This window comes from Bacillus vallismortis, assembly GCF_004116955.1.
GTDB classification, from domain to species: Bacteria; Bacillota; Bacilli; order Bacillales; family Bacillaceae; genus Bacillus; species Bacillus vallismortis.
Map to the genome: position 1 here is coordinate 225,726 of NZ_CP026362.1, position 22,548 is coordinate 248,273.

The following is a 22,548-nucleotide window of genomic DNA, read 5'->3' on the forward strand; positions in this document are numbered from 1 at the left end:
AAAGGGGATGCTGTCATGTATTTTGTTGACAGAAATAAGATCGAGCAAACACTCGGGTTCTTTGAGCACCAGCTGGCGCTTTTCAACTCACAAAGAGACTGGCAGTCTGAAATCGAGAGAGTGGCGCTCCAGCGTATAGGCCATCTGTTAATCGAGTGCATTCTGGATACTGGCAATGACATGATTGATGGTTTTATTATGCGGGACCCGGGCAGCTATGATGACATTATGGATATACTTGTTGATGAAAAAGTCGTCTCGGAACAAGAGGGAGCTGTGCTCAAGAAATTGATCGCCTACCGCAAAACACTGGTTCAGCAGTACCTGCTCGCTGACAGCGCCGAGCTTTACAGGCTGATCGCGGCTCATCAGACAGCTCTTCAAACCTTCCCGAAACGGATCAGAAGCTACTTGGAAACAGAGCTTGGCCCTGTTTCCGCGTTTAAATAACAACTGGAAAGCCACAGGAGTGTTGGACATGAAAACATATAAAGGATATTTAATTGATTTAGACGGAACGATGTACAATGGCACGGAAAAAATCGAGGAAGCGTGTGAATTTGTCAGAACGCTGAAAGATCGCGGAGTTCCCTATCTTTTCGTGACAAACAATTCTTCGCGCACACCGAAGCAGGTGGCGGACAAGCTCGTGTCTTTTGATATTCCGGCAACGGAAGAGCAGGTCTTCACAACCAGCATGGCGACTGCCCAGCATATCGCCCAGCAGAAAAAAGGCGCGTCTGTGTATGTGATCGGGGAAGAAGGCATCCGTCAGGCGATTGAAGAAAACGGCCTGACATTTGGCGAAGAAAACGCGGATTTTGTCGTTGTCGGGATTGACCGTTCCATTACATACGAAAAATTTGCTGTCGGCTGCCTGGCTATCAGAAATGGCGCCCGCTTTATTTCCACTAACGGAGATATTGCAATTCCGACTGAAAGAGGCCTCCTGCCTGGAAACGGTTCACTGACATCGGTACTAACCGTCTCCACAGGCGTACAGCCGATATTTATCGGCAAGCCCGAGTCAATCATCATGGAGCAGGCGATGCGCGTTCTCGGCACGGATGTGTCCGAAACACTCATGGTCGGCGACAACTACGCGACGGATATTATGGCCGGCATGAACGCCGGTATGGATACACTGCTTGTGCACACAGGCGTAACGAAAAGAGAACACATGACAGACGATATGGAAAAACCGACTCACGCCATCGACTCTCTGACTGAATGGATTCCATACATTTAAAAAAAGGGCGCCCCAAAAGGGTGCCCTTATTCTGTATGCCGCGCGCGGTGTGCGAGCCTGCTTGAGGCTGCGGCGGAAATCGCGCCGACGATGTCATCTAGAAAGGTATGGCATTCGCCGGTTGATTTATCATTCAAATGTTTGAGGATTCCGGGTTTTTCTTTATCGATATAACCGTAGTTCGTAAACCCAATCGATCCGTAAATATTCACAATGGAAAAAGCCAAAACTTCATCTACTCCATATAAGCTTTCATCTGTTTCCAGCATCGTTTGCAGCGGTTCAGACAGTTTTTTCTGCTCAGCAAGCACATCCAATTCAATGCCCGTTAAAATGGCGTTTTGCACCTCGCGTTTTGCGAGAACGCGATTGACGTTCAACGTGCATTCATCAATGTGTAAATCCGGATGATATTTTTTTTGCAGGAAAAAGACTAGCTCGGCAATGTCTGACACCTCAACACCGCGCTCCTTCATCCGTGCTCTTGCTTTTGCTTCCATCTGACTGATTTGTTCGTTTTCTGACATCAGCTTCACCCAATCTTTTTTACTAGTTTATACAAAATAGTTAAGATGTTTACGACTTTTTCTTGCGCCTTCGTCTGATGAAAATATGTATTCATAATTCCGGCCGTGTATGACTACGATGTGATGAGCCCTAATTCAACAGGCAGGTGATCATGGTGAAAGGCACAATAAAAGAAAAATACGGTATTCACATCAGGCAGCTTTCCACGTACCAGCGCACCTATCAATGCTTTCAGACACCGAATTCATTCTTTTTGATCGTCCCCGTTTCCCAATTCTCAGAGACAGAGCTGACGGAGCTTTATTACATGAGTCAGTATTTACAAGAACAAACTGACCCATACGTTTCGATTTTTATCTTTACAAAAGAAGGTGAGCTGACGTTTGAATATGAGGGGAAAACGTACGCTCTGCTGAAGGCGGCGCCGCCTTATTCAAATCGGGCGCTTTCCATTGGGGCGGAACTTGCGGAATTCCACCGAAAAGGCAGAGGGTACCCGTATGAAGTAAAGGCAGCCGGAAGAATCGGCCAGTGGAAAGATCTGTGGGGAAAACGCATTGATCAGCTGGAAGTGTTTTGGCAACGAAAGGTTCAGACCCCTCCGCACGAGCCATTTGATAAAAAAATGATCGAATCATTTCCATATTATCTAGGGCTGTCAGAAAACGCGATCCAATATTTAGTGGACACTGAGCTGGATGACAAACCCCAAGCCGCTGACTCAGGAACGATATGCCATCAGCGGATGGAAAGGCATACGTGGTCATCCGAATCTTTAATCAGGATTCCGGCTGATTGGGTATTTGACCACGCCTCACGCGATTTGGCTGAGTATATGAGGCATACGTTTTTGCATCATAGACAAGATTTTCATCAGCAGGGCTTTCTCTTTTTACAGGAATATGAGAAAGTCACGCCGCTGTCTTCGTTTTCAAAACGTCTCCTGTACAGCCGTTTGCTCTTTCCGCTTCATTATTTTGAAATCGTAGAGAGTTACTACATGTCATCAGAATCAGAAAAGCATTATTATGAAGAACAGTTTGACTTCATTCTGAACGATTGCGGACGCTATGAGCAATTTCTCAATACAGCACAGGAATTCATGAATATGCGGACGCAGAAGCCATTTGTTCCCCGCGTGAGCTGGCTCGGCAAAGGGAACCTGAGAAGAGGAGAAAATCTGACAAAAATAATTAGAAAATAAAGAATCTTGTCATATCAGTACGTTAAGCGTTTACATTCGTAAAATTCAGCCGACTGCTATCTTGTCAAAACAGGAGCGGGCTTATATAATGTTTGTAACTTATATGTCTGTGTTGAGTTAACAATTGTCTTTTTAGAGAGGACAATTATATGAAAGGTGGAGTTGTTTTGAAAGCGATTCGTGTAGGGCTTTTAGGTTTAGGCACCGTCGGAAGCGGTGTCGTTAAAATTATTCAAGACCATCAGGATAAGCTGATGCATCAAGTCGGCTGTCCGGTTACAATAAAAAAAGTGCTCGTAAAAGATGTAGAGAAAAAGAGAGAAGTAGATTTGCCGAAGGAAGTGCTCACGACAGAAGTGTATGATGTCATTGATGATCCAGGTGTTGATGTCGTTATCGAGGTAATTGGCGGAGTTGAGCAGACAAAACAATATTTGGTCGACGCGCTCAGATCGAAAAAGCATGTTGTCACAGCAAACAAGGATTTAATGGCTGTGTACGGCTCCGAGCTGCTTGCGGAAGCGAAGGAAAATGGCTGTGACATCTACTTTGAAGCTAGTGTTGCCGGCGGAATCCCGATTTTGCGCACGCTAGAGGAGGGACTCTCATCAGACCGAATTACAAAAATGATGGGAATCGTGAACGGTACAACGAACTTTATCTTAACTAAAATGATCAAAGAAAAAAGTCCTTACGAGGAAGTGCTGAAAGAAGCGCAGGATCTCGGATTTGCAGAAGCTGATCCGACTTCAGATGTGGAAGGGCTTGACGCTGCACGAAAAATGGCGATATTGGCGCGCCTCGGCTTCTCGATGAATGTTGATCTGGAAGACGTAAAGGTAAAAGGAATCTCGCAAATTACAGATGAGGACATCAGCTTCAGTAAACGCCTTGGCTATACGATGAAGCTGATCGGGATTGCACAGCGTGACGGCAGCAAAATTGAAGTTAGCGTACAGCCGACACTGCTTCCTGACCATCATCCGCTTTCTGCCGTGCATAATGAGTATAACGCTGTTTATGTTTACGGCGAGGCTGTCGGTGAGACGATGTTTTACGGGCCGGGAGCCGGAAGCATGCCGACCGCGACATCCGTTGTTTCTGACCTTGTCGCTGTCATGAAAAACATGCGACTCGGCGTAACCGGCAACAGCTTTGTTGCGCCGCAATACGAGAAAAACATGAAGTCGCCGTCTGATATTTACGCACAGCAATTTTTAAGAATTCACGTCAAAGATCAGGTCGGCTCATTCTCAAAAATTACGTCTGTATTCTCAGAGCGGGGCGTGAGCTTTGAAAAGATCCTTCAGCTGCCGATTAAAGGCCATGATGAGCTGGCGGAAATCGTAATTGTCACGCACCATACATCAGAAGCAGATTTCAGTGATATCCTGCAAAACCTAAATGATTTGGAAGTCGTTCAAGAAGTCAAAAGCACATATCGTGTAGAAGGGAACGGTTGGAGCTAATGTGGAAAGGACTTATCCATCAATATAAAGAATTTTTGCCTGTAACAGATCAAACACCGGCGCTTACTTTACATGAAGGAAACACGCCTCTCATTCACCTTCCCAAGCTGTCAGAGCAGCTCGGTATTGAGCTTCATGTCAAAACGGAAGGCGTCAATCCTACGGGATCATTTAAAGACCGCGGAATGGTCATGGCGGTGGCGAAAGCAAAAGAGGAAGGCAACGACACGATTATGTGCGCGTCTACAGGAAACACTTCCGCTGCTGCGGCTGCTTATGCAGCCCGCGCCAACATGAAATGCATCGTCATTATCCCGAACGGCAAAATCGCGTTTGGGAAACTCGCTCAGGCTGTCATGTATGGAGCCGAAATTATTGCGATCGATGGAAACTTTGATGATGCGCTTAAAATTGTCCGTTCTATCTGTGAGAAATCACCGATTGCTCTTGTCAACTCAGTCAACCCTTACCGCATTGAAGGCCAAAAAACAGCTGCCTTCGAAGTGTGCGAACAGTTGGGAGAAGCACCGGATGTGTTGGCGATCCCGGTCGGAAACGCTGGAAACATTACAGCGTACTGGAAGGGCTTCAAGGAGTATCATGAGAAAAACGGCACTGGCCTTCCGAAAATGCGCGGATTTGAAGCGGAAGGCGCGGCGGCAATCGTGCGCAATGAAGTGATTAAAAATCCGGAAACAATAGCGACAGCCATTCGTATCGGAAACCCTGCAAGCTGGGACAAAGCTGTAAAGGCAGCTGAGGAATCCAACGGAAAAATTGACGAAGTCACTGATGATGAAATCCTTCACGCGTATCAGCTCATCGCCCGTGAAGAAGGTGTGTTTGCAGAACCGGGTTCTTGCGCGTCGATCGCAGGAGTGCTGAAACAGGTGAAGTCCGGAGAGATTCCGAAAGGGAGCAAGGTCGTCGCTGTATTAACAGGAAACGGTCTGAAAGATCCGAACACAGCGGTCGATATTTCAGAAATCAAGCCGGTCACACTGCCGACTGATGAAGACAGCATTCTTGAATATGTAAAAGGAGCGGCGCGTGTATGAACGAAGCCGACATGCTGTTCACTATCACTGTTCCCGGAAGCACGGCTAACCTAGGCCCCGGCTTTGATTCAGTTGGGATGGCACTCAGCAGGTATTTAAAGCTTACCGTCTTTGAAAGCGGCAAATGGTCTTTTGAAGCTGAAACAGAAACAGTCGCTGGAATTCCGGCGGGTACAGATAATCTGATCTATCAAGTGGCAAAACGGACAGCAGATTTGTACGGCAAAGAAATGCCGCCAGTCCATGTGAAGGTGTGGAGCGACATCCCGCTCGCACGCGGCCTTGGCAGCAGCGCCGCAGCGATTGTAGCGGCCATTGAATTGGCTGATGAATTATGCGGATTAAAGCTGTCTGAAGCGGACAAGCTGCATATAGCCAGCCTTGAAGAAGGACACCCGGATAATGCTGGCGCTTCACTCGTTGGCGGGCTTGTCATCGGCCTGCATGAAGATGATGAGACACAAATGATCCGTGTTCCGGATGCCGACATTGACGTTGTCGTTGTCATTCCTTTTTACGAGGTGCTGACAAGAGACGCAAGAGACGTGCTTCCGCAGGAGTTTCCATATGCGGACGCTGTAAAAGCAAGTGCCGTCAGCAATATCCTTATTGCGGCGATCATGTCCAAGGATTGGCCGCTTGTCGGGAAAATCATGAAGAAGGATATGTTCCATCAGCCGTACCGGGCAATGCTTGTCCCTGAGCTGTCAAAAGTAGAACACGTCGCCGAGATGAAGGGGGCATATGGAACAGCTCTCAGCGGAGCAGGCCCGACGATTCTCGTGATGACTGAAAAAGGTAAGGGAGAAGAGCTGAAAAAGCAGCTCGCGCTTCACTTCCCTCATTGCGAAGTTGACGCTTTGACCGTACCGAAAGAGGGAAGTATCATAGAGCGAAATCCTTTATATCAAGTGAAAAGTGTATAGATGTGTCAAGCGTTCCTCTGCGTCAGCGGAGGGCGCTTTTTTCTGCTGGAGATAAAGGAGTTTTTATTTAGAAAAACGAAATAGATGTACAAAGGAGGAGATAAATATGAAAAAGCCGATAACCGCAGAAGGCATCACAGCGATTGTCTCTGTGACCGATCCGCAATATGCTCCAGACGGCAGCCGTGCCGCATACGTGCAGTCGCAAGTGAATCAAGAGAAGGATTCGTATACATCAAATATATGGATCTATGATACAAAAAGCGGCCGATCTGTTCCTTGGACGTACGGAGAAAAGCGGAGTACGGACCCAAGATGGTCTCCGGACGGGCGTACGCTTGCCTTCATATCTGATCGAAAAGACGATACCGCACAGCTGTATCTCATGGGCTCTGAAGGCGGGGAAGCAAAAAAACTGACAGATATCCCGTATGGCGTGTCAAAGCCGGTATGGTCCCCGGATGGCGAGTCGGTTCTTGTCACTGTCAGTTTGGGAGAGGGAGACAGGATTGATGATCAAGAGAAAAAAGAGCCGGACAGCTTTGAACCTGTTGAAGTGCAAGGCTTGGCATATAAACGGGACGGTAAAGGGCTGACAAGAGGTGCGTATGCCCAGCTTGTGCTTGTCAACGTAAGGACTGGCGAGGTAAAGCAGCTGACAAACCGCAAAGCTGATCATGGTGATCCTGCTTTTTCTCCTGATGGCAAATGGCTTGTTTTCTCAGCGAATATGACGGAAACGGATGATGCCAGCAAGCCGCACGATGTCTGCATGTTGTCGCTGGAGACTGGAGAGCTTAAGGAGGTTACATCCCAACGCGGCTCATTTGGGCCAAGTTCATTTTCACCGGACGGAAGGTATCTCGCTTTGCTTGGACATGAACAGGAATATCTGAATGCAACGCTGGAAAAAGCGTGGCTCTATGATTTAGAACAAGACCGCCTCACATGCCTGACTGAAATGCTTGACGTTCACTTAGCGGATGCGCTCATTGGAGATTCACTGATTGGGGGAGGCGAGCAGCGCCCCATTTGGATGAAGGACAGCCAAGGGTTTTATGTCATCGGCACAGACCAAGGCAGCACGGGAATCTACTATATTTCCATTGAAGGCCTTGTGTATCCGATTCGTCTCGAAAAAGAGTACATCAATGGTATTTCCCTTTCACCTGACGAACAACACTTCATTGCCAGTGTGACAAAGCCGGACAGACCGAGCGAGCTTTACAGCATCCCGCTTGGACAGGAAGAGACACGGCTGACTGGCGCGAATGACAAGTTTGTCGAGGAGCATGTGATTTCAGTACCTGAAGATATTCAATATGTCACAGAGGACGGGGTGACGGTGAATGGCTGGCTGATGAAACCTGCACAGATGGAAGAGGAGACATCATATCCACTTATTCTTAACATACACGGCGGTCCGCACATGATGTACGGGCATACATATTTTCATGAATTTCAAGTGCTGGCGGCGAAAGGATACGCGGTGGTTTATGTTAACCCGAGAGGAAGCCACGGCTACGGGCAGGCATTTGTGAATGCCGTCAGAGGGGATTATGGCGGAAAGGATTATGAGGATGTGCTGCAGGCTGTGGATGAAGCTATCAAAAGAGATCCGCAGATTGATCCTAAACGGCTTGGTGTCACGGGCGGGAGCTATGGAGGTTTTATGACCAACTGGATCGTGGGGCAGACGAATCGTTTTAAAGCCGCTGTCACCCAGCGCTCGATTTCAAATTGGGTCAGCTTTCACGGCGTCAGTGATATCGGCTATTTCTTCACAGACTGGCAGCTAGAGCATGACATGTTTGCAGACACGGAAAAGCTTTGGGACCGATCCCCTTTAAAGTACGCAGCAAACGTGGAAACACCGCTTTTGATTCTGCATGGCGAGCGAGATGACCGGTGTCCGATCGAGCAGGCGGAGCAGTTATTTATCGCTTTGAAAAAAATGGACAAGGACACCATGCTCGTCCGTTTTCCGAAAGCATCGCACAATTTGTCACGCAGCGGACACCCGGAACAGCGGATCAAGCGCCTGAATTATATCAGCTCATGGTTTGATCAATATCTCTAATAAAAAGCCAGGCTGATCAAATATCAGCCTGGCTGCTTTATTAAAAGACTTGTTCTACTTCAACGACACCCGGCACTTCTTCAAGAAGAGCGCGTTCAATTCCGGCTTTCAGCGTAATTGTTGAACTTGGGCAGCTGCCGCATGCGCCTAGAAGGCGAAGCTTAACGATGCCTTCATCTATGTCTACAAGCTCACAGTCACCGCCGTCACGAAGTAAAAACGGACGAAGTTTGTCCAGTACTTCCTGCACCTGTTCTTTCATTTCAACTTCAGTCATGACATTCGCTCCTTTCGTCATCATAAAACCATTATATTCAGTGTAACAATAAAAATCTATTGTTTGGTTTGAAAAGTTGCTTTCCCTATTATAGCACATTCAGACTTGAACACAAAAACGGTTTTTTTCTATCAAAACATCTCTTCGCTCTGTATACTGAAAAGAAAGAACTTACAGGCAGAAGGGGGCGTTGCCAGTGACAAAACCAGTCATGCTTAGCGTGTACGGCGCAGAAACCATTTGCGCTAGCTGTGTCAATATGCCGACAGCCAAAGATACATACGAGTGGCTTGAGGCTGCGCTGAAAAGAAAATATCCAAAACAGCCTTTTGTGATGCAATACATTGATATTTATGAGCCGCCTGACAATGAACATGCGAAAGAGCTTGCAGAAAAAATCAAAAATGATGAGTATTTTTATCCGCTTGTGCTCGTAGAAGACAAAATTGTCGGTGAAGGCAATCCGACATTAAAAGACGTTTATGAGGAAATGGCGAAGTATGGGTATACAGAAAACCGCTGACAAGATCAGCGGTTCTTCTCTATCATTAACCGTTATGGTGTTTGTACATCCACAGCAATCCGGATTTCAGCATGCGCGGAACACGGCCGATCAGCGGGCGGTCAGCAACAAGGCCGAAGCCGGCTTTTTTTCCGAGTGAGCCAAGAACGCCTTTCAGCTTGAACTGCGGCATTGATTCTGGAAGGGCTTCTCCATTCCAGCGTTTTTGCAAGATTTGGACAATCTGCTCTGCTTGAGCCTCGGCCAGCTGGGCGCTCGGTGCATGCGGGAGGCTGGCGCAATCGCCGACAACATACAGGTGCTCATCATCGGGAAGATTGTGATGCGGCGTTAATACGATACGCCCTTGTGCGTCTTTCTCCACATCTAAATCCCTGACGACTTTGTTCGGCTGTATGCCGGCGGTCCATACGATGGCGTCCGCAGAAATCGGATCCTCGTGGTTATACACAACACCTTCTTCTACTTTGGTGATATTTGCCCTGTTAATAATGCGGACACCGTGCTCTTCGAACCATTTTTGCACATATTTGCTCAAACGCTCGGGAAAGCTTGATAAAATAAGATTGCCGCGGTCAAACAGAATAATGTTCAGGTCATCACGGCTTTCTCTCAATTCACTTGCAAGCTCAACACCGCTTAAGCCCGCGCCGACAATGGCGACAGTGGCATTAGCGCTCAGGTTATTCAGCTTTTGATACGTTTCGCGGGACTGGTCGATCGTTTGAATGCTGTAGGTGAATTCAGGCGCTCCCGGCACGTTGTGATATTTATCTTCACAGCCGAGCCCGATCACGGCGTCATCATAAGAAATCGGTTCACGATCTTGGAACAGCACTTGTTTTTGTGCAATATCAATTGATGAGATATCACCATATTGGACATCCAGGCGAGGGTGCTCTGGGAATGACACTCTGATATGATGGTCAGAAATTGTGCCTGCGGCAAGGGCATAATATTCTGTTTTCAGGCAGTGATAAGGATTTCTGTCAATTAACGTGATAGAAACATCATCAGGCAGCTGGTTTGGCAATAAGCGATGAAGAACACGCATGTTCCCGTAACCTCCGCCGATCAAGACCAATTTTTTCATTTGAATTCCCCTTTAATCCGAAGAGTATGATAGACACATTGAAGAAAATACGAACTATGTAAAATAACATCTAGAATTATATCGAATTTGATGTAAAATCACAATAATAGTTTGAAAATAACCTACAAATTAGCCTGAAATCACAAATTAGTAAAACGTTATTTGATTAATGATATGTTACGATAATAAATTTTGAAGAATCCATTGTCTTTGACGAATCGTGAAAAATTCGCGATAATGGACATATGTGAGGTGAAACCACATGAATCCAATGATTGAATTTTGTGTTAGCAATCTGGCTCACGGCTCTCAGGAAGCCCGGGCGATTCTAGAGAAAGATCCAAATCTGGATGTCCTTGAATACGGCTGTTTAAGCTACTGCGGGACATGCATGGAGTCGCTTTTCGCTCTTGTAAATGGGGAAGTTGTCATGGGTGAAACGCCTGCTGAGCTCGTGGAGAATATATATACCTTTATTGAAGAAAACCCAATGTTTTGAAGAAAAGGGCCTAGGACAGGCCCTTTTTTATTTTGTCGTACAAAAGAACTAAAAAATGTGTAGACATCAAAAACGATTATTGTTATCGTATAAAAGATTTGTTTTAAATAATGTTAAGAGGTGTAGGTGTATTCATGAGTGTTCTGTGGGGACTGCTGGGCGCAGTTGCGATCATGGCTATCGCGTTTTTATTTTCGGAAAAGAAAAGCAATATTAAAATAAGAACCGTCATCGTTGGTTTATGCACACAGGTGGCGTTTGGATACATCGTGTTAAAATGGGAAGCGGGACGCGCTGTTTTTTTATGGTTTTCAAGCCGTGTACAGCTTCTGATTGATTATGCGAATGAAGGGATCAGTTTTATTTTTGGTCCGCTTCTAAAAGTCGGCGATAGTCCGGCATTCGCCTTAAGTGTACTGCCCGTTATCATTTTTTTCTCCGCATTGATTGCCGTTTTATATCATTTGAAAATCATGCAGCTCATTTTCCGTGTTATTGGCGGCGGATTGTCGAAGCTTCTAGGGACAAGCCAAACGGAATCTCTTGCAGCTGCTGCTAATATTTTTGTGGGACAATCAGAATCCCCATTAGTGATCAGGCCCCTGATTGCCGGGCTGACGCGCTCTGAGTTATTCACGATTATGACAAGCGGTCTCTCGGCTGTTGCGGGTTCAACCTTGTTTGGATACGCGCTTCTCGGCATTCCGATTGAATACTTGCTGGCGGCCAGCTTTATGGCTGCTCCTGCGGGTCTTGTCTTTGGTAAATTGATTATTCCTGAAACAGAAAAGACGCAAACCGTAAAAAACGATTTCAAAATGGATGAAGGTGAAGGCGCAGCCAATGTCATCGACGCAGCTGCAAAGGGAGCGTCAACCGGATTGCAAATCGCCTTAAACGTCGGAGCAATGCTGCTTGCATTCGTAGCATTAATCGCCGTAGTAAACGGTGTTCTCGGCGGGGTGTTCGGCTTGTTCGGCTTACAAGGCGTCACATTAGAATCCATTCTCGGCTATGTGTTTTCTCCAATCGCCTTTTTAATTGGCGTGCCTTGGCATGAAGCGTTGCAGGCGGGAAGCTATATCGGGCAGAAATTGGTGCTGAATGAGTTTGTCGCTTATTCTAATTTCGGTCCGCACATCGGCGAGTTTTCTAAGAAAACCGCTACCATTATCAGCTTCGCGTTATGCGGATTCGCCAATTTCTCATCTATTGCCATTATGCTCGGTACGCTTGGCGGTTTAGCGCCGAGCCGCCGTTCGGATATCGCGCGCCTCGGCTTGAAGGCTGTTCTTGCTGGAACACTAGCCAATCTCCTCAGCGCAGCGATTGCCGGCATGTTTATTTAAACGATAAAAGCTCCTTGCGATATGCAAGGAGCTTTTATGTATGAAAAACGGGGGATAATTGTATTGTGTCCGTTTATAATAGCTTTTATACTAAGGGAAAGAAAAAAGTTGGAGGCACCTATGAACTCATTTCGATTTACCAAAATGCACGGACTTGGAAACAGCTATATCTATGTGAATCAATTTGAAGAACAGCTTCCGGAAGAAAAACTGTCTGAGATTGCCGTTCAGGTTTCTTCTGTTTATACAGGGATCGGTTCCGATGGAATGATCCTAATATGCCCTTCGGATCAAGCGCCTGTTAAGATGCGGATTTTTAATAATGACGGGTCTGAAGGGAAAAACTGCGGCAACGGCCTGCGCTGCGTCGCAAAATACGCGTATGAGCATAAGCTGGTGGAGGAAACATCTTTTCTGATTGAAACCCTCTCCGGGCTTGTGAAAGCGGAGGTTCAAGTTGAAAACGGAAAAGTGAATGTGGTCACTGTCGATATGGGCGAACCGCGCCTGACAAAAGCCGAGCTTCCGATGCTTGAAGGCGGGGAAGAGCACACGATTAATGAAACCATGACATTTGGTGAAGTAGAACTAACAGGCACTGCTGTTTCAATGGGAAATCCCCATATCGTTTTTCCAATCGCTGACATTGAACAGGCACCCCTGACGACACTGGGTCCGGTGATTGAGAAAGATCCGAGATTTCCGGAAGGCGTCAATGTGGAGTTCGTCGAAACCGTGAATGAACAAGAACTGCATTTCCGCGTCTGGGAACGGGGGTCAGGCATTACCCAGGCATGCGGGACAGGAGCGTGCGCAGCGGCCGTCGCATCTGTATTAAACGGTGTATCAAAACGAAATCAGGACATCACGGTGCATTTAGCAGGCGGAGATTTGGTGATTAACTGGAAAGACGACGGCCACGTGATGATGACAGGGCCGGCTGAAACCGTTTGTGAGGGCGTCTATTTCTTGTAAAACACGTTGTTTGAGAATTAGGCCAATCATGTTTATAATAAAAGACAACATCCGGTTTTAAAAAGGAGGTTCACAAAGATGAGCAACCCGGTAACGATTACAGAAGCAGCAGCTTTGCATATAAAAGATATGATGAAAGAGCATGAGGAAGAAAACGCGTTTCTGCGTGTCGGCGTCAAAGGCGGCGGCTGCAGCGGACTATCTTACGGCATGGGCTTTGAGCATGATAAGGCCGAATCGGACAGTATGTTTGATGAGCACGGCATCACTGTTCTTGTTGACAAAGAAAGCCTAGACATCATGAACGGCACCGTGATTGATTATAAACAATCCATGCTCGGCGGCGGCTTCACCATTGACAATCCAAACGCCATTGCTTCATGCGGCTGCGGTTCTTCGTTTAGAACAGCGACGAATACAGGTACGCCTGAAGAATGCTAGGCGCTGAGCTTGATTTATCGGGGTTTGTTCCCCGTAAATGTTTCTGAGTTAGGCACCGTTTGATGCCGGAAACAGTCTTGGAAGGGGCGGATTTTATTAGAAAATCTGTGCTTAACCCTTTATCATTCGAATAAAAACATAATTTTTAAAGCCTTTCTTAACGATGAAACTCAAACCATCGTTAAGAAAGGCTTTTTTATTTGAATGAAATCAACAACGGAGAAGCTCGTGTTTTTGAGAATCGGTCTTTAGAGGCAGCATCTTGGGCATTGAATTTTAAATATCCATCAATTTTATTATGAAAAGTAACAAATAGATTGGCAATCACCTATTGAACTCTATAGATAAAAGACTGAATAAAGAATATATAGGCGTATTTATATACCGGATAAAAAAGAAAGAGCAATCAGGACTAAAAAAACAGAAAAATTCTTTTTGGTAAATAGTTCTAAAGTCACATCTTATAAAACTTAGTTGATTTTTTCATAGGATTATACTAAATTGTAAAAGTATAGAATGTTTAATCTATTTTGTAAGAAAAGGATGATAATATGATAGGTCAATTGAGTAATAAAAAAATATTTTTAAGTTCTTTTTTCATAATTTTGATCTGTTCATTACTCTTCCAATTTAGTATTTCAGATAAGGTTATGCACATATATTACTCTTCTGTCGGTGAAAATACCTACGATATCGGGGAGAAAAGTGTGCGTACAATTGTCATGTTTCTGCAAGGATTTATGATCTTCACAACTTTCATAGAGATTTTAATTGGCGGATTTATATTATTTATTGTTGCTTTTATTCTTGGTTCAAAGAAACCAAAAAAAATATATTTGCTTCTTTATACATTAACTTCTTTAATTTCGGCGTTCAAAATGTTAATTCTTTCTGTTGTTAACTATTTGACTGCCGATTCCTCACTTATATATTCAGCCAGCGGTTCTGAATTAAGTTTGCAGCTGCTGGACCCATTTCTGCTTATATCCATTGCGGCTCTATATGTTGCTGCAGGGAAACTTACTGATCTCGACAAGAGCAAGAGAATCATTTTGACGGGTTGTTTTGTTTTAATAAAGCTCTTTAATATTTTCTTTAATTACTTTATGGTGGATAAAATTTAGCTCGGGAGAGAGTCATTTTAGCTAAATTTTATTATATATTAAAAAGAAGAATAGGAGATGTTATGATGAACTTAGTAAAATCTAATAAAAAATCTTTCGTTTTATTTGGTGCTGCTCTTGCTGCAGCAACATTGGTTTATGCACTTTTATTAACTGGTACAGAATTAAATGTGGCGGCGGCTCATGCATTCTCAGCCAACGCTGAATTAGCATCGACTCTTGGAATCTCTACAGCAGCGGCTAAAAAAGCAATTGATATCATTGATGCAGCATCAACAGTTGCGTCTATCATTTCTCTAATCGGTATTGTTACAGGTGCAGGTGCTATTTCTTATGCAATTGTTGCAACAGCAAAATCAATGATTAAGAAATACGGCAAAAAATATGCAGCCGCTTGGTAAAATCAATCAATAAATAATTGCTCTTTTTGTACAAGCTGCAAAAAGAGCCTCTCTCCCAAATACATATGTAAGGATTGAAAGTATGATAGGAAAACAAATTGCAGCTCTTATCAAGTATAATACTCTGTCATCGTTTCGTAAAAGAAAGGAAGATTGGGGAATTCCTCAACTAAGCAATAAGCTACTGTCTACTATTATTATTTCTTTATTATGTTTTTATTTCATTTTGTTAGGATGCGGTGTTGTATTTGGAACGAAACTGATTAATCTGCCTGTCAGCGCCTGGGGTCAATTTGTTTTAATAGCAGTTTCACTGGAGCAATTATTTTGGGCAGCCGGTTTCTTTAAAGAAAATCATCATGCATTTCTTCTGGATACACGTAAAGTCATTCATCAATTAAAAAAGGTTCGTTTTTTACAACTGTTTTCTGTTTTTGTCAGTCAGGCACTCAAAAAAACCATTATCATATGGTATCTTTTTGTTTTTCCTGTTTTTTTGTTTTTAAGCACTGCTGGGTTGTCTAAATCTAAAACAGCTATCGTATTTCTCTTAGGCCTAGTTTATTTTTTCTTTAGTTTATTTTTATCAATGCTGTTTTCGTATATTGGTTATGTTCTTACAAATATTTGGAGTAAGTTGTTTTACTTTAAGATCATGAAGGGGATTTTATTTAGCCTCAGTTTGTTGGTTCCACTTGCAGTTGGATATGCTGTTTATCTTCTCGTATTTGGGGACTATACAATAAAGGATATTTCAGGGTTTATGGAATCACCTGCTTTTAGAAACATATTAATGAACACGCCGTATGTATTTTTAGCAATGCGTTCCCACTCTGTTTTGGTCTTCGCTGGGGTGTTTGCTGGTGCAGTCCTTTTGGCGGTGGGGCTGTTTAAGTTGTGGTCCGCTACCCTGAAGAAAATGGATCTTATCCCTTATATGCATTTAACAAAAGCTGATTATGCGCCAAAGCTGAAATTGCATAGTAAAAATAAAATATTTCATGCTGTTTTCCAAAAGGATCTATTATTTCTATCGAGAATTGACGGGTTTTTTATTCGAAACTTTGGTAGCATGCTTTATCTGTTCATGTTATTTCTAGGTTTTTGTATTCCGCTCCTCTCTCATCATTTTACTGGCTATTCGACAGCGGCAATTGTAACAGCTTCGGTCATTATTGCTAACTTTTCTTATCAGCTTGTTGGAGATGCACTAAAAACTGTATTGTCAATTGATGGAGAAATAAAAAATCAGCACCTGTTTCATTGGAATATCAAAAATGCTTGGCAATTGGTACTTCCAAAAGTATGTATTTATAATCTTGCAGCTTTTATATATTCATTTATCATTTCCATTTTGATAACAGTGTTTTTTCCGTCTTCTGCTGCGCTTGCGATATACTTGTTTATTGTATTTTTATGTTCAGGTTTTTTATACAGCCTTGTCCAAATTTCAAGCACTGCCCTGTATCCCAAGAAAAACTGGGAACATTTATACGAAATTGGAGAAGCGGGGAAGGCAAAGACCTATAACAACTTATACAGTGCTTTGATTTTCATTGTGTCACTGCAAATCGCAGCAATCACGTCGTATTTTATTTATAAAAAACCAGAACTTGAAACACTAATCATTCATTCTTCTTCAAGTATTTTTATCCTGTTTACTCTATTAAACTATGGAGTCATGTTTCTTTTTCTTCGAAGAATCAATATGGCGGAAAGGTTTGCGAACAATGATTAGATTAGAAAATATACAAAAAAACTATAGTGAAAAACCGGTGTTAAGAGATATTTCTTTTGAAGTGAAAAAAGGGTCAATCTATGCTTTGCTGGGGACAAATGGGGTCGGGAAAACAACGACTTTAAAAATTATTTCTGGCTTACTTAATCCGACTTCAGGGCGCGTCATGATTGATGGTAAGGAATTGGATTCAGAGCAGGGAGGACAACTGTCAGCTGATATTGGTTTTGTACCTGATCATGCCTTTTTATATGATTATTTAACGGGAGTCGAATACTTGCGTTTTACTGCCGAAATGTTTCAAGTTCCGTCTCAGCAGGCAAATGATTATATTGACAAAATGTTAGAGAAGCTGAAGCTTGCTCAAGATGGAAATCAGCTTATTAAAACATATTCACATGGAATGAAACAAAAATTATCAATAGCAGCCGCACTCATTCATCAGCCTAAAATCTTAATTCTTGACGAACCCCTGACAGGCATTGATTTAATCAGCGGCAAGACGATACGCATGTTGTTAAGGGAGTACGTCAAAAAAGGAAATACGGTTTTGTTATCGACTCACTTGCTGGAACTGGCCCATTCTTTGTGTGATACGATTGGTATTATTCATGAAGGGACTTTTGCGGCTGAGTATCAATCATCAAAATATTCATTAGAAGAAATTGAAGAATTGGCTGAGAGTATTTATACATGATGAATCGAATCTCATCGTCAATCAAGATGTCGTTCATTCCGTTAACCGCATCATTGCTGTTTTTTTTAGGCGGTGTTATCGCTGCCATATTTTCTGATCAGTTTTTTTCAACAGCGCCCTATAATGGTTCGTCAGGCGCAGTTGAATTGTTAAAGAATAATGCAATGGCTTGTCTGTTTTTAGCGGCAGGTTTTTTTACTTTTGGCTTAACCTCGATCTTTTATTTATTCACCAATGGATTTATTTTAAGCGGCTCAATTATAGAAAATCTGCATAATGGGGTCCCTTTATATCAGATTATTTTACTGCTAATTCCTCATGGTATATTTGAAGTTCCTGCGTTATTATTAAGTGGCGCCATTGGTTTTAAGGGGATTGAATTGGTCATTAGGCTATGCTTTTCTAAGGAAAAAAAGGTAATGACCTCTACCTTTACGCATATCGGAATTTTGATACTGGTTATTATGTGTTTACTAATCGCCGCTGCAATTGTAGAAGCTTATATCACACCAATATTTAAGTAAAAGGGGCAGAAATCATATGAGAAGCAAGTTATCATTGATAGGTGTGCCGATTGTTATGATTATCGGTTATATCATTTCTTTATCCTTTGAGTGGTTATTTCCTGTTCTTACATTTGGAGTAGCTGGATTATATCTATTTATATTTGCTCCAATACATAATAAACTCATTCGTTACTTTTTTTTATTTGTTTTTCTGATTAATCTTTTATCGAGTGTTGCTCTCTATTTGAAAGTTTAGCAAAAAAATGACATTCAGTTTATGAATGTCATTTTTTTATCTTTATTTGAAAGTCCACTTTGGTCTTTTTGTTTAAAACTTGTCACCATTAAAAATAGAGTTTTTCACGATAACGTAATCGACATTTCGAATAGCATCGAGTTTGTTCCCGCCTGCATAAGAAATAGCAGACTGTAGATCCTGCTCCATTTCAATCAGCGTATCCTTGATTGAGCCTTTATGTGCCACGTGCATTTTCTTGCCTTCTACATTTTTCTTTTCGCCTTTTTGGAATTCAGAGGCTGAGCCGAAGTATTCTTTGTAGAGCTTTCCGTCTTTTTCGATCGTTTGGCCTGGTGATTCTTCGTGGCCGGCAAATAGTGAACCGATCATGACCATTGTGGCGCCGAAGCGGATTGATTTTGCGATATCTCCATGTGTGCGGATGCCGCCATCCGCGATAATTGGTTTGCTGGCAGCTTTGGCACACCAGCGCAGTGCAGCTAATTGCCAGCCGCCTGTGCCGAAGCCTGTTTTGATTTTCGTAATGCATACTTTTCCCGGTCCGATGCCGACTTTAGTGGCATCCGCTCCAGCATTTTCAAGCTCTCTGACTGCTTCCGGCGTTCCGACATTGCCGGCAATGACAAAGGTGTCAGGCAAATGTTTTTTGAGGTGCTGGATCATTTCAATAACGGCATTTGAATGACCGTGAGCAATGTCGATTGTCACGTAATCGGGAGTCAGGTTTTCTTCTGCCAGCTGGCGGACAAATTCGTACTCCTCTTCTTTGACACCCACGCTGATAGAAGAGAATAATCCGCGTGCGTTCATATCTTTCATAAAATCTATTCGTGTTTCAGGTTCAAAGCGGTGCATCACATAAAAGTAGCCATTTTCGGCTAATTGAATGGCCAGCTTTTCATCTATAATCGTCTGCATATTGGCAGGAACGACAGGCAATGTAAACGTACGTCCACCTAAACGTACGGATGTATCACATTCTGAACGGCTGTTTACAATACATTTTGCAGGAATTAACTGAATATCTTCGTAATCAAATACGTTTTCCATCATTTTCACTCCTAAAAACGAATATTTAAAAGAATAATATATAAATCGTTCGCCTTGTATAATGTACTCTGTTTTATTTAGGATGTCAAACGTTTTATTTGCTTGCAGGGGTGTGCAAGTGCCTAAGCTTGTCATGCACAGTGAGTTTGGGTATGATAGTTTTAACGAATGGTCCTAGAGAGCGGATGAAAAACGCGAATTATATACGTTCAGCAAAGCTTGGTCGTTCAGCACCAAGCTTTCTTTATGACATGAGCGTGCGAAAGGAGCGAATGAGATGACGCAAAACGAAGAAAAAACACCGAAGTCGCAAAAGATCCAAGATCGCATTATCATGGCAATGATCTGGATCGTCGCAGCCCTTGTGATTGCGCTGGTTCTTGGAACTGCATTGAATTATATCAATATCTTCAAATAAAAAAAGGAGCTGTGTCGCTGACACAAACTCCTTTTTTTCTTATTTATTTTCAAAAAGACTTGTTGAGTGAAGAGGCTGTACACGGGCTTTCGGATCCATGTAAGCCTTGGCGTTGTTCACTGCTGTCGGTGCCTCGCCGAAGCCGCTTGCGATCAGGTTGACTTTTCCTTCGTATGTACAAATGTCACCTGCTGCAAAGAAGCCTTCGATGTTTGTTTCCATCGTTGATTTGACGACAATGGAATTTTTTTCGATGTCCAGACCCCAGTTTTTGATCGGTCCAAGAGATGACACGAAACCGTAGTTGACGATTAAGTCATCGATTTCTAAAATCTCTTTGCGATCGCCTTTCACTTCTTCAAGCACTAGCTGTTCAATTTTGTCTTCACCAATCAGCTCCGCAGGGACGAATGGCGTCAGGACATTAACCTTCGACGCATGAAGGTTTTCCACACTGTGCTCGTGCGCGCGGAACTTATCGCGGCGGTGAATGATGGATACTTCTTTTGCGATTGGCTCAAGCATAAGCGCCCAGTCAACCGCTGAATCTCCGCCTCCAAGGATCGCAACGCGTCTGCCGGCGAATTTTTGCAAATCGTCAACGAAGTAGTGAAGGTTTTTGCCTTCATACTGCTCGGCATTTTCAAGTTCCAGCTTTCTCGGTTTGAATGCGCCGTTTCCTGCAGTGATAATCACTGTTTTGGAGTAGTGGATTTCTTCATTTGTCACAAGCTTAAACACACCGTCCGCTTGTTTTTCAACAGATTCAACCGCTTGCTCCAGGCAGATGGTTTGGTCGAATTTCGCCATTTGCTCTTTTAGGTTGTTGATAAGCTCTTGGGCGCGGATTTTCGGGAATCCCGCTACATCATAAATATATTTCTCAGGGTATAGGGCGCTAAGCTGTCCGCCGAGCTGAGGCAGGCTTTCGATAATTTTGACGCTTGCCTGTCTCATGCCTCCGTAAAAAGCGGTGAATAAGCCGACCGGTCCCCCGCCTATAATGGTAATATCATAAACCTTTGTATCCTCTCGCATACGAAAATGGCCTCCTAAATGAAAATTGTTATTAATTATACCATATTGCCGTTAAAATTGACGAGTCAGCAGAAAAAATCGCAAGTGTATGTTATGCGCATCCGTCCTTGAAAAAATTTCCGCAGGCAGATACGATGATAACCAAATAAATTGATCTTTTTCTGAATGTTTCTTGGGCCAGACGGATAAATATGATAATAGTGCTATGGGGAAGGACTTCCACAAAAAACTTTTTCAATATATTTCATAAAATCCCGCCAATAAGCTGAAGCTAACACAAATGATGATTTTATTATGCGTCTAACAAAAGCAAAAAAAGAGAAGGTGGATGTGATGGCATTGAATAAGCCCAAAATCGTGATTTTAGGTGCAGGATATGGCGGATTGATGACGGTAACTAGGCTGACAAAGTTTGTGGGACCGAATGATGCTGATATTACGCTTGTGAATAAACACAATTATCATTACGAAACGACATGGATGCATGAAGCGAGCGCAGGTACGCTCCACCATGACCGCTGCCGTTATCAGATAAAAGATGTAATCAACCAGTCGCGGGTCAATTTTGTACAGGATACTGTAAAGGCAATCAAAATTGAAGAGAAAAAAGTGGTGCTTGCAAATGGAGAGCTGCAGTACGATTATGTAGTCATTGGACTCGGCGCAGTACCTGAAACGTTCGGCATTAAAGGGTTGAAGGAATATGCGTTTCCGATTGCCAACATCAACACCTCGCGCCTGCTGCGGGAACATATCGAGCTGCAGTTTGCGACTTACCATACGGAAGCGGAAAAACGGCCGGACAGGTTAACGATCGTTGTAGGCGGAGCCGGATTTACGGGGATTGAATTTCTTGGCGAGCTGGCAGCACGCATACCGGAGCTCTGCAAGGAGTATGACATTGACAGAAGCCTCGTGCGAATCGTATGTGTGGAAGCCGCGCCGACCGTATTGCCCGGCTTTGATCCTGAGCTTGTCGATTATGCCGTTCATTATCTTGAGGAAAACGGAGTTGAGTTTAAGATCGGCACGGCTGTGCAAGAATGTACACCGGAAGGAGTCAGAGTCGGCAAAAAAGATGAAGAACCAGAGCAAATCAAATCGCAAACCGTGGTATGGGCGGCAGGCGTCCGCGGCCATCCGATTGTGGAAGAAGCGGGTTTTGAAAATATGCGCGGCCGTGTCAAAGTCAATCCTGATCTTCGCGCACCCGGTCATGACAACGTCTTTATTCTCGGCGACAGCTCGCTGTTTATGAATGAAGATACAGAGCGCCCGTATCCGCCGACTGCGCAAATTGCGATGCAGCAGGGGATAACGGTTGCTAAAAACCTTGGGAGGCTTATTAAAGGCGGAGAGCTTGAACAATTCAAGCCGGACATTAAAGGAACCGTCGCTTCCCTCGGCGAGCATAACGCGGTTGGAGTCGTGTATGGCAGAAAGCTGAAAGGCACGCCGGCTTCGTTTATGAAAAAAGTCATCGATAACCGCTCACTGTTTATGATTGGCGGCCTCGGACTGACGCTGAAAAAAGGCAAGTTTAAGTTTTTCTAAAAACCCGCTTCCGCGGGTTTTCTTTATTAAAAAAAGCCAAAACAAAAAGATAACGAGAGAAAAACAAGTATGTTTCCGCTTACATCAAAAGA

General features: G+C 43.8%; 25 protein-coding genes. 20 read left to right on the forward strand and 5 right to left on the reverse strand.

All coding sequences use genetic code 11. The features are described from left to right. The first annotated feature begins 15 nt into the window (after positions 1–15). Together BV11031_RS01180 and nucF are read left to right on the forward strand one after the other, a co-directional pair. Positions 16–450 carry a DUF86 domain-containing protein gene (locus tag BV11031_RS01180; RefSeq protein WP_010329968.1) on the forward strand — a complete coding sequence of 145 codons (435 nt, stop codon included), beginning with the start codon at positions 16–18 and terminating at the stop codon, positions 448–450. Positions 451–478: 28 nt separating this feature from the next. After that, positions 479–1,249: a 5' nucleotidase NucF gene (gene nucF / locus BV11031_RS01185; RefSeq protein WP_010329967.1), complete on the forward strand. Its 771-nt coding sequence runs from the start codon at positions 479–481 to the stop codon at positions 1,247–1,249. 26 nt (positions 1,250–1,275) lie between these two features. Here the strand turns inward: nucF and BV11031_RS01190 are convergent, their stop codons facing one another. Next, a complete protein-coding gene (locus BV11031_RS01190; RefSeq protein WP_010329966.1) occupies positions 1,276–1,776 on the reverse strand; it encodes a phosphatidylglycerophosphatase A family protein in 501 nt (166 codons plus the stop codon). 152 nt (positions 1,777–1,928) lie between these two features. On the opposite strand from BV11031_RS01190, the gene cotNH reads away from it, so the two are divergent. From cotNH to BV11031_RS01215, 5 genes are all read left to right on the forward strand, one after another. Continuing rightward, positions 1,929–2,981: a spore coat-associated protein CotNH gene (gene cotNH / locus BV11031_RS01195; protein WP_010329965.1), complete on the forward strand. Its 1,053-nt coding sequence runs from the start codon at positions 1,929–1,931 to the stop codon at positions 2,979–2,981. Between the two features lie 167 nt (positions 2,982–3,148). Further along, entirely contained in the window at positions 3,149–4,450 is a 1,302-nt protein-coding gene (locus BV11031_RS01200) for a homoserine dehydrogenase (protein WP_010329964.1), read from the forward strand. Continuing rightward, a complete protein-coding gene (gene thrC, locus BV11031_RS01205; protein ID WP_010329963.1) occupies positions 4,450–5,508 on the forward strand; it encodes a threonine synthase in 1,059 nt (352 codons plus the stop codon). Before BV11031_RS01200 ends, thrC begins: the two co-directional genes overlap by 1 nt. Then, on the forward strand, positions 5,505–6,434 hold the full coding sequence (gene thrB, locus BV11031_RS01210) for a homoserine kinase (RefSeq protein WP_010329962.1): 930 nt from the start codon (positions 5,505–5,507) through the stop codon (positions 6,432–6,434). The genes thrC and thrB overlap by 4 nt, the downstream gene beginning before the upstream one ends. 106 nt (positions 6,435–6,540) lie before the next feature. Further along, positions 6,541–8,514: a S9 family peptidase gene (locus BV11031_RS01215; protein ID WP_010329961.1), complete on the forward strand. Its 1,974-nt coding sequence runs from the start codon at positions 6,541–6,543 to the stop codon at positions 8,512–8,514. Positions 8,515–8,554: 40 nt separating this feature from the next. Here BV11031_RS01215 and BV11031_RS01220 read toward each other — a convergent pair whose 3' ends face one another. Then, positions 8,555–8,890 (reverse strand): NifU family protein, encoded by a 336-nt coding sequence (locus BV11031_RS01220; protein WP_180298684.1) that lies wholly within the window; start codon positions 8,888–8,890, stop codon positions 8,555–8,557. 97 nt (positions 8,891–8,987) lie between these two features. Between BV11031_RS01220 and BV11031_RS01225 the strand changes: the two genes are divergently transcribed. Next, positions 8,988–9,314 (forward strand): YuzD family protein, encoded by a 327-nt coding sequence (locus tag BV11031_RS01225; protein ID WP_010329959.1) that lies wholly within the window; start codon positions 8,988–8,990, stop codon positions 9,312–9,314. Between the two features lie 25 nt (positions 9,315–9,339). Here BV11031_RS01225 and BV11031_RS01230 read toward each other — a convergent pair whose 3' ends face one another. Continuing rightward, a complete protein-coding gene (locus BV11031_RS01230) occupies positions 9,340–10,407 on the reverse strand; it encodes an NAD(P)/FAD-dependent oxidoreductase (RefSeq protein ID WP_010329958.1) in 1,068 nt (355 codons plus the stop codon). A 262-nt stretch (positions 10,408–10,669) separates the two neighbouring features. Between BV11031_RS01230 and BV11031_RS01235 the strand changes: the two genes are divergently transcribed. The 10 genes from BV11031_RS01235 to BV11031_RS22835 all read left to right on the forward strand — a co-directional run bounded on the left by BV11031_RS01235 (position 10,670) and on the right by BV11031_RS22835 (position 18,393). Further along, positions 10,670–10,906 (forward strand): YuzB family protein, encoded by a 237-nt coding sequence (locus tag BV11031_RS01235; RefSeq protein ID WP_003222913.1) that lies wholly within the window; start codon positions 10,670–10,672, stop codon positions 10,904–10,906. A gap of 134 nt (positions 10,907–11,040) precedes the next feature. Then, positions 11,041–12,255 (forward strand): NupC/NupG family nucleoside CNT transporter, encoded by a 1,215-nt coding sequence (locus BV11031_RS01240; protein ID WP_121643212.1) that lies wholly within the window; start codon positions 11,041–11,043, stop codon positions 12,253–12,255. 120 nt (positions 12,256–12,375) lie between these two features. Beyond that, the gene (dapF, locus tag BV11031_RS01245) at positions 12,376–13,230 is read left to right on the forward strand and encodes a diaminopimelate epimerase (RefSeq protein ID WP_010329957.1); all 855 of its coding nucleotides are present in this window, start codon (positions 12,376–12,378) and stop codon (positions 13,228–13,230) included. A gap of 78 nt (positions 13,231–13,308) precedes the next feature. Next, positions 13,309–13,671 (forward strand): HesB/IscA family protein, encoded by a 363-nt coding sequence (locus BV11031_RS01250; RefSeq protein ID WP_010329956.1) that lies wholly within the window; start codon positions 13,309–13,311, stop codon positions 13,669–13,671. A gap of 551 nt (positions 13,672–14,222) precedes the next feature. Further along, positions 14,223–14,795 carry a hypothetical protein gene (locus BV11031_RS01255; protein ID WP_010329955.1) on the forward strand — a complete coding sequence of 191 codons (573 nt, stop codon included), beginning with the start codon at positions 14,223–14,225 and terminating at the stop codon, positions 14,793–14,795. 65 nt (positions 14,796–14,860) lie between these two features. After that, positions 14,861–15,196 carry an uberolysin/carnocyclin family circular bacteriocin gene (locus BV11031_RS01260; RefSeq protein WP_003222927.1) on the forward strand — a complete coding sequence of 112 codons (336 nt, stop codon included), beginning with the start codon at positions 14,861–14,863 and terminating at the stop codon, positions 15,194–15,196. Between the two features lie 82 nt (positions 15,197–15,278). Further along, entirely contained in the window at positions 15,279–16,934 is a 1,656-nt protein-coding gene (locus tag BV11031_RS01265) for a hypothetical protein (protein WP_010329954.1), read from the forward strand. Then, complete coding sequence (locus BV11031_RS01270; RefSeq protein ID WP_010329953.1) at positions 16,927–17,631, forward strand: ABC transporter ATP-binding protein; 705 nt, start codon at positions 16,927–16,929, stop codon at positions 17,629–17,631. The genes BV11031_RS01265 and BV11031_RS01270 overlap by 8 nt, the downstream gene beginning before the upstream one ends. After that, positions 17,628–18,155: a stage II sporulation protein M gene (locus tag BV11031_RS01275; protein ID WP_010329952.1), complete on the forward strand. Its 528-nt coding sequence runs from the start codon at positions 17,628–17,630 to the stop codon at positions 18,153–18,155. The genes BV11031_RS01270 and BV11031_RS01275 overlap by 4 nt, the downstream gene beginning before the upstream one ends. Before the next feature lie 16 nt (positions 18,156–18,171). Continuing rightward, positions 18,172–18,393, forward strand: coding sequence for a DUF5970 family protein (locus BV11031_RS22835; RefSeq protein WP_003222937.1), 222 nt, complete (start codon positions 18,172–18,174; stop codon positions 18,391–18,393). 72 nt (positions 18,394–18,465) lie between these two features. Here BV11031_RS22835 and guaC read toward each other — a convergent pair whose 3' ends face one another. Further along, positions 18,466–19,446: a GMP reductase gene (gene guaC / locus BV11031_RS01285; protein WP_010329950.1), complete on the reverse strand. Its 981-nt coding sequence runs from the start codon at positions 19,444–19,446 to the stop codon at positions 18,466–18,468. Between the two features lie 277 nt (positions 19,447–19,723). Here guaC and BV11031_RS01290 point away from each other — a divergent pair, with 277 nt between their 5' ends. Continuing rightward, complete coding sequence (locus BV11031_RS01290) at positions 19,724–19,864, forward strand: hypothetical protein (protein ID WP_010329949.1); 141 nt, start codon at positions 19,724–19,726, stop codon at positions 19,862–19,864. 39 nt (positions 19,865–19,903) lie between these two features. Here BV11031_RS01290 and yumC read toward each other — a convergent pair whose 3' ends face one another. After that, a complete protein-coding gene (gene yumC / locus BV11031_RS01295) occupies positions 19,904–20,902 on the reverse strand; it encodes a ferredoxin--NADP reductase 2 (RefSeq protein WP_010329948.1) in 999 nt (332 codons plus the stop codon). Between the two features lie 333 nt (positions 20,903–21,235). On the opposite strand from yumC, the gene BV11031_RS01300 reads away from it, so the two are divergent. Continuing rightward, a complete protein-coding gene (locus BV11031_RS01300; RefSeq protein ID WP_041952577.1) occupies positions 21,236–22,456 on the forward strand; it encodes an NAD(P)/FAD-dependent oxidoreductase in 1,221 nt (406 codons plus the stop codon). The last annotated feature ends 92 nt before the right edge of the window (positions 22,457–22,548 follow it).

Bases quoted from the DNA above. Each gene is read 5' to 3' on its own strand.
- BV11031_RS01180 (WP_010329968.1), top strand. From the start codon at position 16: ATGTATTTTGTTGACAGAAATAAGATCGAGCAAACACTCGGGTTCTTT.
- thrC (WP_010329963.1), top strand. From the start codon at position 4,450: ATGTGGAAAGGACTTATCCATCAATATAAAGAATTTTTGCCTGTAACA.
- nucF (WP_010329967.1), top strand. From the start codon at position 479: ATGAAAACATATAAAGGATATTTAATTGATTTAGACGGAACGATGTAC.
- BV11031_RS01215 (WP_010329961.1), top strand. From the start codon at position 6,541: ATGAAAAAGCCGATAACCGCAGAAGGCATCACAGCGATTGTCTCTGTG.
- BV11031_RS01235 (WP_003222913.1), top strand. From the start codon at position 10,670: ATGAATCCAATGATTGAATTTTGTGTTAGCAATCTGGCTCACGGCTCT.
- dapF (WP_010329957.1), top strand. From the start codon at position 12,376: ATGAACTCATTTCGATTTACCAAAATGCACGGACTTGGAAACAGCTAT.
- BV11031_RS01240 (WP_121643212.1), top strand. From the start codon at position 11,041: ATGAGTGTTCTGTGGGGACTGCTGGGCGCAGTTGCGATCATGGCTATC.
- cotNH (WP_010329965.1), top strand. From the start codon at position 1,929: ATGGTGAAAGGCACAATAAAAGAAAAATACGGTATTCACATCAGGCAG.
- BV11031_RS01190 (WP_010329966.1), bottom strand. From the start codon at position 1,776: ATGTCAGAAAACGAACAAATCAGTCAGATGGAAGCAAAAGCAAGAGCA.
- BV11031_RS01260 (WP_003222927.1), top strand. From the start codon at position 14,861: ATGAACTTAGTAAAATCTAATAAAAAATCTTTCGTTTTATTTGGTGCT.
- BV11031_RS01265 (WP_010329954.1), top strand. From the start codon at position 15,279: ATGATAGGAAAACAAATTGCAGCTCTTATCAAGTATAATACTCTGTCA.
- BV11031_RS01290 (WP_010329949.1), top strand. From the start codon at position 19,724: ATGACGCAAAACGAAGAAAAAACACCGAAGTCGCAAAAGATCCAAGAT.
- BV11031_RS01255 (WP_010329955.1), top strand. From the start codon at position 14,223: ATGATAGGTCAATTGAGTAATAAAAAAATATTTTTAAGTTCTTTTTTC.
- thrB (WP_010329962.1), top strand. From the start codon at position 5,505: ATGAACGAAGCCGACATGCTGTTCACTATCACTGTTCCCGGAAGCACG.
- BV11031_RS01300 (WP_041952577.1), top strand. From the start codon at position 21,236: ATGGCATTGAATAAGCCCAAAATCGTGATTTTAGGTGCAGGATATGGC.
- BV11031_RS22835 (WP_003222937.1), top strand. From the start codon at position 18,172: ATGAGAAGCAAGTTATCATTGATAGGTGTGCCGATTGTTATGATTATC.
- BV11031_RS01270 (WP_010329953.1), top strand. From the start codon at position 16,927: ATGATTAGATTAGAAAATATACAAAAAAACTATAGTGAAAAACCGGTG.
- BV11031_RS01250 (WP_010329956.1), top strand. From the start codon at position 13,309: ATGAGCAACCCGGTAACGATTACAGAAGCAGCAGCTTTGCATATAAAA.
- guaC (WP_010329950.1), bottom strand. From the start codon at position 19,446: ATGGAAAACGTATTTGATTACGAAGATATTCAGTTAATTCCTGCAAAA.
- BV11031_RS01275 (WP_010329952.1), top strand. From the start codon at position 17,628: ATGATGAATCGAATCTCATCGTCAATCAAGATGTCGTTCATTCCGTTA.
- BV11031_RS01230 (WP_010329958.1), bottom strand. From the start codon at position 10,407: ATGAAAAAATTGGTCTTGATCGGCGGAGGTTACGGGAACATGCGTGTT.
- BV11031_RS01220 (WP_180298684.1), bottom strand. From the start codon at position 8,890: ATGTGCTATAATAGGGAAAGCAACTTTTCAAACCAAACAATAGATTTT.
- yumC (WP_010329948.1), bottom strand. From the start codon at position 20,902: ATGCGAGAGGATACAAAGGTTTATGATATTACCATTATAGGCGGGGGA.